The sequence below is a fragment of the Kitasatospora sp. NPDC049258 genome, assembly GCF_040678895.1.
GTDB lineage: Bacteria > Actinomycetota > Actinomycetes > Streptomycetales > Streptomycetaceae > Kitasatospora.
The window spans coordinates 1-1,568 of sequence record NZ_JBFAQT010000110.1; the positions used below are offsets into that span (position 1 = coordinate 1).

Annotated in this window: 1 protein-coding gene; it reads left to right on the top strand. The window is 71.3% G+C overall.

Features of this window, described 5'->3' with window-relative positions; translation table 11 throughout:
* Nucleotides 1-1,568, top strand: a 1,568-nt coding sequence (locus tag AB0K43_RS31415; protein ID WP_363645822.1) for a beta-ketoacyl synthase N-terminal-like domain-containing protein, incomplete at both ends; no start/stop codon positions are given.

A 1,568-nucleotide genomic window follows, 5' to 3' on the forward strand; every position in this document is an offset into this window, starting at 1 on the left:
GTGTCGGCCGTGCTGCGGCCGAAGGCCGATGCCGCGTGGAACCTGCACCAGGCGACCAAGGATCTCGACCTGACGGCGTTCGTCCTCTTCTCCTCGGTCGCGGGTACCTTCGGGAGCGCGGGCCAGGCGAGCTACGCGGCTGCCAGCGCCTACTTGGACGCGCTCGCGGCGCACCGCCGGACGCTCGGGCTGCCGGGTGTGTCCCTTGCCTGGGGTCCGTGGGTCGGTACCAGCGGGATGACGGGCGAGCTGACCGAGGCCAAGGTCGAGCGGATGACGCGTGGCGGCTTTCCGCCGCTCGACGAGGAGCAGGGCGTGGCCTTGTTCGACGCTGCCACGGCCACGGCCGAGCCCGTGCTGCTACCGGTCCGACTGGACCTCGCGGCCCTGCGGTCCGTCGGCGAAATCCCGGCTCTGCTGCACGGGTTGGTCCGGGTATCGGTCCGCCGGGCGGCGGCCTCCGGTGCTGCGCGCGGTCTGGCGCAGCGGCTGTCCGGGCTGGGCGCGGACGAGCGGCGTGAGCAGTTGCTCGACCTGGTGCGCGGTCAGATCGCTCGGGTGCTGGGCCACGCGGGCTCGGGCGATGTGGATCCGACCCGGGTGTTCCAGGATCTCGGGTTCGACTCGCTGACGGCGGTGGAGCTGCGCAACCGGCTCCGAGCGGTGACGGGTCTTCAGCTTCCGGCGACCCTGGTGTTCGACTACCCGACGGCCGATGCCCTGGTGCGCTTCCTGACGGAGGAGCTGTTCGGCGGACAGGCCGAGTTGGCTGAGACGGGGATGCTGCCGACGCTGGCGGACGATCCGGTGGTGATCGTGGGGATGGCCTGCCGGTTCCCGGGTGGGGTGGAGTCGCCCGGGGGCCTGTGGCAGCTCGTGTCGGAGGGTGTGGACGCGGTCGGCGGGTTCCCGCTAGACCGTGGCTGGGAGGTGGAGTCGCTCTACCACCCGGACCCTGAGCACGCGGGTACCTCGTACACGCGCTCGGGTGGATTCCTGTACAACGCGGGGGAGTTCGACCCGGAGTTCTTCGGGATGAGCCCCCGCGAGGCGCTGGCCACGGACGCTCAGCAGCGGCTGCTGCTTGAGACGTCCTGGGAGGCGTTCGAGCGGTCGGGGATCGATCCGGTCACCCTGCGCGGCAGCCGGACGGGCGTCTTCGCCGGTGTGATGTACGGCGACTACGCGAGCCTGCTCGGCGGGCGTGAGTTCGAGGGCTACCAGGGCAGTGGCAGCGCGGGCAGCGTGGCCTCGGGCCGGGTCTCGTACGCACTGGGTCTGGAAGGTCCGGCGGTGACGGTCGACACGGCGTGTTCGTCCTCGCTGGTGGCGATGCACCTGGCGGCGCAGGCGCTGCGGAGTGGTGAGTGCTCGCTCGCCCTGGCGGGCGGTGTCACGGTGATGTCCACCCCGACCACCTTCGTCGAGTTCTCGCGTCAGCGCGGGCTCGCCCCGGACGGGCGGTGCAAGGCCTTCGCGGATTCGGCTGATGGTGTCGGCTGGGGCGAGGGTGTGGGGATGGTGGTGCTGGAGCGTCTGTCGGATGCCCGGCGTAATGGTCATCGGGT